Here is a 6,806-nt window from a genome sequence, read left to right as displayed (position 1 = left end):
TGATTCACGATCTGTTGTGCGGAGTTAACAAGCGCCAGAGCATTTTTAGCTCCCGCTCTAGCACATTGCAGCAGGAAAGCCCCCCATTTGGTTTTTCCCAAAGGCACATCCACTTCGTAGTCTGCACAAAGCTTGTCCAACTCAAGCTGAGGATGTGGCAAAGTACGCAAAAAATCATACAGATCTAAAACCGCATCGGCGGCGGCTCCGTCACTACGAGCGCGCCCGTAGCAATCTGCCAAAGAACGGAAATCCGCATCCGAATACATTTCTTCCAAGGTCTGCATCAAGGCTTCTGAACGAAGAGAATAAGCCGTAGCATCATCTGCCAGTCCAAAGTCCGGCGGAAGGTCTAATAATGCAAAATAATTCTTCAAAAGCTGCATACAGAAAGCATCAATCGTACAGATATCCGCACGCCCTAACAGCAATCTTTGACGACGAAGCCAAACACTGGAAGGATCTTTCGCAGCCTCCTGTGCAAGGCGTTCTGCAATGCGTCCCCGCAATTCTTCGGCAGCCGCCCGGGTAAACGTAACGATCAACAAACGATCCGCAGCAACCGGATGATTTTTATCGCAAACCAACTGTACCGCGCGCTCCACAAGTACTGCGGTTTTTCCACTTCCCGCGGCGGCACTGACCAAAAGCGTTCCGCCACGGTCTTCAATGGCATGACGCTGGGCGCTGGTCCACTTTCGCTCTTCCATTAGTCGTTCTCATTCCTTTCACCCGAAGTCTCGAATACGCCTTTAGGGGCATGAACAAAATTTTCGTCTTTCCCATCCTCATGGCGACAAACGGCACGATAATCACAATTATCACATGGACAATGTGTAGCATTCCGCAAAGGAACCGCACGAATATCTCCTTCATAAAGTTCTTTTGCCATATCTATTACCAATTGTTCCACATGACGTTGGATATTTCCAATCTTCTCCAAATGCGCCAATTTTGAACTTGTCCTCGGCGCACCACTTTTTAAAAAGCTGACCGGAACAAATAGACCGCTTGCCTGCTTATCCATTCCACGTAAAACCACTTCATCATTGAGCACCAAGCCATCTACTTTATACAAGGGAATGTCAGCCGCTTGCTCTCTCGTCACGCTTCCCGGCGCCGGATCGCTGAGAAGATACAGCACACCGGCAGCCACAGGATTCTCAAGATGTGTTTCATTCTGGCAAAGAGTAAACAAATATAGCAGCATCTGAGTATTCAGGCCGCAATATACATCATCCAAACTGAAACTTTTAGAACCTGTTTTATAGTCCACTACACGTACGTACTGTCGTCCTTCCCTGCACATTACATCCACACGGTCCACCTGACCGACCACCTGCACCGTATGTCCGTCCGGCGTTTTCAGCGTCAGTGGACGAACTGCTCCTTCTCCATCCCCAATCGGCTGTTCAAAGGCCATCGGATGAAAGGAACTTTGGGCCTGTTCTTTCTGCAAATAGCACAATAAATTTCCTACGCTTCTCTTTAAACGTCGAACCAAATAGGCGAAACGCACAGATGCCTCAGGCATATTTTCTTTCACATAATCATCTGCGATCCGATCCGCCAATTTTAAAAGCTTCTCCTGAGGCATATTCACAAATTCAGCCCCCGCCTGTCGCATAACCTGTTCCAAAATATAGTGAATCAGACTGCCGCTTTCCATGGGGGACAATTCCGCCCGCCGCCGAGGTTTGATTTTGAGGACATATTGTAGGAAATAGCTAAATCTGCATCGGTAATATTGCTCCACCCGTGTAGGTGAAAGTCGAAGATGTCGCCCGATAACCTTTTCCATTGCCGACGTATCCTTCGCTTTCATGGGCGCTGGATGTGCCGCGCTATTCATCGCCGCCAAACTCTCCACCGCCATCTGTTCTTGCGCCAATGCTTGTGCCAAAGAAGCTGTTTGCGGTGTATCGTCCCGGTATTGAGAACCATACAAATCCAACGCCGCCGCGCAAGTGGGCGCAAGCTCAAAAAACTCCAGTCGGTCCGGCTTTACAGACAACTCCATGACCGGAGATAGAGCCGCCGACACCGGCGCACCGCCGCTTTCCGGAGAAATATAACTGATATACAATCGCTGGGAAGGTGCAGTCAACGCCCGATAAAAAAACATCTGTTCCAGCAACGTACGATTTTCGTATCCACCAGGCATCTGAACACCGTTGTTTACCAAAAGATCGCGATCCGCATGAGTCAAAAGTCCACTAGCTCCAGCAAGTTTAGGGAATTGTCCTTCAGACACTCCCAAAACAAAGCATATTTTGGGGCTATCCAACCTCATTCGATCGGCCGTCGTTAGCATGACAGCGTCCTGTGTTTCCGGCACGTGTCCCAAGTCCCTGCTACGCACCAGTAGCAAAAACAACTCTGCATACTCACTCGCTGTTACTTCATCCTGTCCCAACAGTTGCTCCATCTCGCCCAAAAGCTGCATTGCTTCATCCCATGTCCGATACATCGCCTCTGACCGCGCCAAATCCCCATGGTCCTCAAATTCCTGTGCAATGCGAATAGTTTCTTGATCCGCACCGAATGCAACGAGCAAAAAATAGAGCTGTCTCGAAATCTCGGCGGCATTCTTTCCTTTTGCCTGTTTTAAAAACGTTTCAACGCGACATACCACCTGCTCTCGAATCTGATTCACTTCTTGTAAAAGATGCTGCTCTTCTTCAGTCATCTGCGCTCCAAATCCGGATGGATTTTTCTCAAACGGAGCCCTCCATTCCGCAGCTTTCAATCGCCAGGTATAAGCGTAATTTTCCAGATTTGCAATCTGAGTCGCTGTATAACCACACAAATCGGTCTTTAAAAGGCGAAGAAGGGGTTCGGTTGTCAACCCCTTAGAAAGCAATTCCAAAGCCGCATTCAAAAAGGCTGCTACGCTGGTATGCTCCATTGTATCCGTACGATCCGTAAAACAAGGAATTTCCGCCAATCCAAATTCATAACGGACAGGTGCATCGTAATCATCCAGCAACCGACAAATGACCGCAATGTCTTTGTAGGCATACCCCTCATTGCGCACCAGTGATGCAATGCGGCAAGCTACCGCCTTACATTCCGCATAAACATTCTGTGCTGGTGTCAAATAGACATTCTCTGCACAACAATTTTCCGCCGTATCTCCCGCCAAAACCTGAGACACTGCCAAAAGCCCTGGTGCATCCTTATGCCGCAGATCCTCTTTGAGAATCTTGGGTGCCGCCACTTCAACACCTACTCGGCCGGCGATTCGGCGAAGTCTCTGCGCGGTCATTTTGACAGGACTAAACAGCCCCATGCCCGCGTCATGGTCTGCCATACCATCGCAGCAAAGAGCCACCGTACACTGTTTTGCCTGTATAAGCTTTTCGAGAATACGATATTGCGGCGCCGTAAACCCATCAAAATTATCGATGAACACTTCCTTATCCTTCAAAAAGGAAACATCCATGCGCTGTGCACCAACGGTCAAGCGGTCAGAGGGGTCCATCGAACTGCCGGCAATAATTTTTTCATAAGCCGCAAACAAAAGCCCCAATTCACGAAGTTTCTCTCCATCCGTTCCCTGTCCCGCTACACGCAAAACGTCTTCCGGGGCGGAACCCGCAATTTTCAGTTCCTTAATTGCCTCTGCGCACAAATTGCAAAAGCCCGTGCTACGGCGGTGCCTATGATAATTTTGCGCCTCATCTCCCAACACATCAAGTGCACGCCGGACAGCCACTGCACGGGCGGCATCCGTTAGAGTTGGAACACACACACCGCCAAAAGTCTTTAAAAAAAGCTCTGCCAAACTTGTGAAACTGTAAACCTCTACAAATGAGCCCAATCGATCGCCCAAAGTACGGTACACCATGGTTTCAGCCGATGACGAAAACTGTTCCGGCACAACCAGAATACTCTGCCCACCGGCCAATGCTCTTGCCTTCATCAAGGCCAATATCCGACCAGTTTTCCCTGTTCCGGACAATCCCAGAATCAATTGCAGCATACCGTTTTCCTCCCGTGTACCTTTGATTGTTTTTTATTATATCGAATTTGCTCATACAAAAAAAGCCCACGGAAAGCATGAATGCCTTCCGTGGGGAAATGCAACATTAATAGTTCTTTGCTTGCAGAATGAAATAGCCTTGCGGATGATCGCATACCGGGCATTTCTCCGGAGCGTGTGTGCCGATGTGCACATGACCGCAGTTGGAGCAAACCCAAACCTGCTCTGTCTCGCGAGCAAATACTTTTCCTTGCTCAATGCTGGCCTTCAAAGCACGATAACGCTCTTCATGCTCTTTTTCAATTTTCCCTACAGCCTCAAACAGATAAGCCAGTTTATCGAAGCCCTCTTCCTTGGCCGTTTTCGCAAAACCAGCATACATATCAGTCCACTCGTAGTTCTCACCAGCGGCTGCATCATCCAAGTTGGTCAAAGTGTCAGGAATCTCACCATTGTGGAGCTGTTTGAACCAAATTTTTGCATGCTCTTTTTCATTGTTGGCAGTCTCTTCAAAAATAGCCGCAATCTGGTTGTAACCTTCTTTTTTCGCCTTAGATGCATAATACGTATACTTATTGCGTGCCTGGCTCTCTCCAGCAAAAGCGGTCAACAAATTCTGTTCTGTTTTTGAACCTTTTAATTCCATAGTAACTTCTCTCCTTTTGTTTTATTTATTCGATGGTTTTCCAACCAGAGTATACCGCACTTTATGCTCTTTCATGCTTTTGACAGTTCGGGCACATACCCGTAAATACAATATCATGTTGTACATTGGTATATTCTGTCGACTTTGCAGCCTGTTCATCCAATTGGTTTTCTTCTTCCAATAAAACATCTGAAAGTGCACCGCAAGAAAGGCATTCGATATGAAAATGAGGTGACAAAGTGTGGTCAAATCGATCCGCCCCATCCGGCATACGAATGTGACGCAGAAGACCATCTTCCGACAAACTGCTCAAATTCCGATACACCGTAGCCTTACTGACGGTAGGATGATTTTTTACAATATATGCATACACTTCATCCGCTGTTGGATGATCCGCAAGTTGCGACACCGCATCCAGCACAAGTTGCTTTTGAATGGTTTTTCTTTTTTCCATCTCCATTCCCCTTTTCTTTGCTAATGATATTCTATATCATTAGCAAAGAAATGTCAAGAGGGAACTTATAATTATTTTATGCAAAATGCGCCCTGCATGTGCAGGGCGCATTTTCATTATTGATTGGTATTTCTAGCTTGTGTACGCCTTGTTCCGCGTTTTCCCGATTGTCGCAGAGTAGCACGCACATTCTGAACATCACTCAAACTACTGGAAAGCTGTTCTTCGGTTTGACGAAGCATATTTTCACAATAATTAGTCACAGTCGTACGCATTTCGCGGCTCTGGTTCTGAGCGCTGGCAATCATCTCTGTAGCCTTTTGCTGCGCAGTTTTCATAATTGCTTCTTCGGCAACCATGGCTCGTGCGCGTTCCTCAGCGCGTTTAATGATCATATCTGCTTCTCGCTTAGCCTTTTCTACAATTTGTTCGCGATCCTTCACAACTGCTTTTGCCTGTTGAATCTCTTGCGGCATATTTAAGCGAATGTCATCGATCAGGTCGCGCACTTTTTCCACATCCACCATGCGCTTACCGCCGCTGAACGGAACGTTGAGCGCATCTTCTAGCGTTTCATCCATGACATCCAGCAATTCATCGATTGACATGACACATTACTCCTTTTCTTTCCCCTGTGCGAGGCGTTCTACTACTTCATCACAAATTGATTCCGGAAGGAATCCGCTCACGTCTCCTCCAAATCCAGCCACTTGCCGAACCATACTGGAAGACAAATACATATAACTGGAATCTGTAATGACAAACATCGTCTCCAAATCCGGATTCAATTGTTTATTGACTAGCGCTTGTTGAAATTCATATTCAAAATCTGTGACGGCACGCAAGCCCTTAATAATGGTGCAAGCACCGATTCGCTTTGCATAGTCCGCCAAAAGGCCATGATAAGAATCCACTTTCACATTCGGAATGTGTTCGCACGCTTTTTGTATAAATTTTACTCGCTCTTCCGCAGAAAAAGTGGGGCGCTTATTGGGATTCACCAAAACCAAAACCACCACACTGTCAAACAGTCGAGCAGAGCGTTCAATAATATTTAAATGGCCTTTGGTAATCGGGTCAAAACTACCAGGGCATATTGCTATTTTCATACCGTAGGCTCCTTTTCCGCCTGCAGCAGGGCATCCGCCTCTTCCTCCACGCATTCGTAACGTGCCAGAGCCACCTTGCCGTATTTATAATGCTTTTTGCAAATCAGTCTCCCGCACTTTTCCGGAAGCTGCGCCCCATACTCCGTTTCCGCTAAAACCACACCGCCTGGTTTCATTACTCGTTCCACCAACGGCAAAAGATTTGCCACTGTATTGTGATGATAAGGCGGATCCATCAAAACAAGATCAAAAGGATCCCGAGCCGTAGCCAGATAATGCTCTGCCTGAGTTTGCGAAACACTCGCTTTTCCCGCCAATGATGCCGCTCGAAGGTTCTCACGAATCACACTACAAGCTCCCGCATCCTGATCAATAAACACACATCTTCGTGCTCCACGGCTGAGCGCCTCAATTCCTAACTGTCCGGACCCGGCGAACAAATCCAATACATCGGCTCCCTCCAGAAAGAACTGAACAGAGCTAAACATACTTTCTTTCACACGGTCAATGGTCGGGCGGGTAATGTCCTCCCCTGGAAGCGCCGCCAACTTTACACCACGAGCACTTCCTGCGATTACGCGCATCTGTTCCGCCTGCCTTTCCTGTGTTGTT

General features: G+C 47.5%; 6 protein-coding genes and 1 pseudogene. All 7 read right to left on the bottom strand.

The window, feature by feature from the left end; translation table 11 throughout:
- On the bottom strand, positions 1-710 hold a 710-nt coding region (locus AB5H98_RS06855; RefSeq protein WP_367925171.1), incomplete at its 3' end, for a UvrD-helicase domain-containing protein.
- Entirely contained in the window at positions 710-3,985 is a 3,276-nt protein-coding gene (locus AB5H98_RS06850; RefSeq protein ID WP_367925170.1) for a PD-(D/E)XK nuclease family protein, read from the bottom strand. The genes AB5H98_RS06850 and AB5H98_RS06855, both read right to left, overlap by 1 nt.
- A 106-nt stretch (positions 3,986-4,091) precedes the next feature.
- Positions 4,092-4,631: a rubrerythrin gene (gene rbr / locus AB5H98_RS06845; protein WP_367925169.1), complete on the bottom strand. Its 540-nt coding sequence runs from the start codon at positions 4,629-4,631 to the stop codon at positions 4,092-4,094.
- 61 nt (positions 4,632-4,692) lie between these two features.
- Positions 4,693-5,085, bottom strand: a complete 393-nt coding sequence (locus tag AB5H98_RS06840) for a Fur family transcriptional regulator (RefSeq protein WP_367925168.1) — start codon at positions 5,083-5,085, stop codon at positions 4,693-4,695.
- A gap of 116 nt (positions 5,086-5,201) precedes the next feature.
- Entirely contained in the window at positions 5,202-5,693 is a 492-nt protein-coding gene (locus AB5H98_RS06835; RefSeq protein WP_367925167.1) for an ATPase, read from the bottom strand.
- A gap of 6 nt (positions 5,694-5,699) precedes the next feature.
- Positions 5,700-6,194 (bottom strand): pantetheine-phosphate adenylyltransferase, encoded by a 495-nt coding sequence (coaD, locus tag AB5H98_RS06830; RefSeq protein WP_367925166.1) that lies wholly within the window; start codon positions 6,192-6,194, stop codon positions 5,700-5,702.
- Positions 6,191-6,781: pseudogene (rsmD, locus tag AB5H98_RS06825) on the bottom strand (16S rRNA (guanine(966)-N(2))-methyltransferase RsmD); the annotation flags it as partial. The gene coaD and the pseudogene rsmD, both read right to left, overlap by 4 nt.
- Positions 6,782-6,806 lie beyond the last annotated feature (25 nt).

The sequence above is a fragment of the uncultured Ruthenibacterium sp. genome (genome assembly GCF_963558415.1).
Lineage (GTDB): Bacteria > Bacillota > Clostridia > Oscillospirales > Ruminococcaceae > Ruthenibacterium.
The sequence above is the reverse complement of the archived record's forward strand: the minus strand, read 5'-3'. Positions and strand labels throughout refer to the sequence as shown.

Coding starts and splice junctions, on each gene's coding strand:
- AB5H98_RS06850 (WP_367925170.1), bottom strand. CDS start 3,985: ATGCTGCAATTGATTCTGGGATTGTCCGGAACAGGGAAAACTGGTCGG.
- rbr (WP_367925169.1), bottom strand. CDS start 4,631: ATGGAATTAAAAGGTTCAAAAACAGAACAGAATTTGTTGACCGCTTTT.
- AB5H98_RS06840 (WP_367925168.1), bottom strand. CDS start 5,085: ATGGAAAAAAGAAAAACCATTCAAAAGCAACTTGTGCTGGATGCGGTG.
- AB5H98_RS06835 (WP_367925167.1), bottom strand. CDS start 5,693: ATGTCAATCGATGAATTGCTGGATGTCATGGATGAAACGCTAGAAGAT.
- coaD (WP_367925166.1), bottom strand. CDS start 6,194: ATGAAAATAGCAATATGCCCTGGTAGTTTTGACCCGATTACCAAAGGC.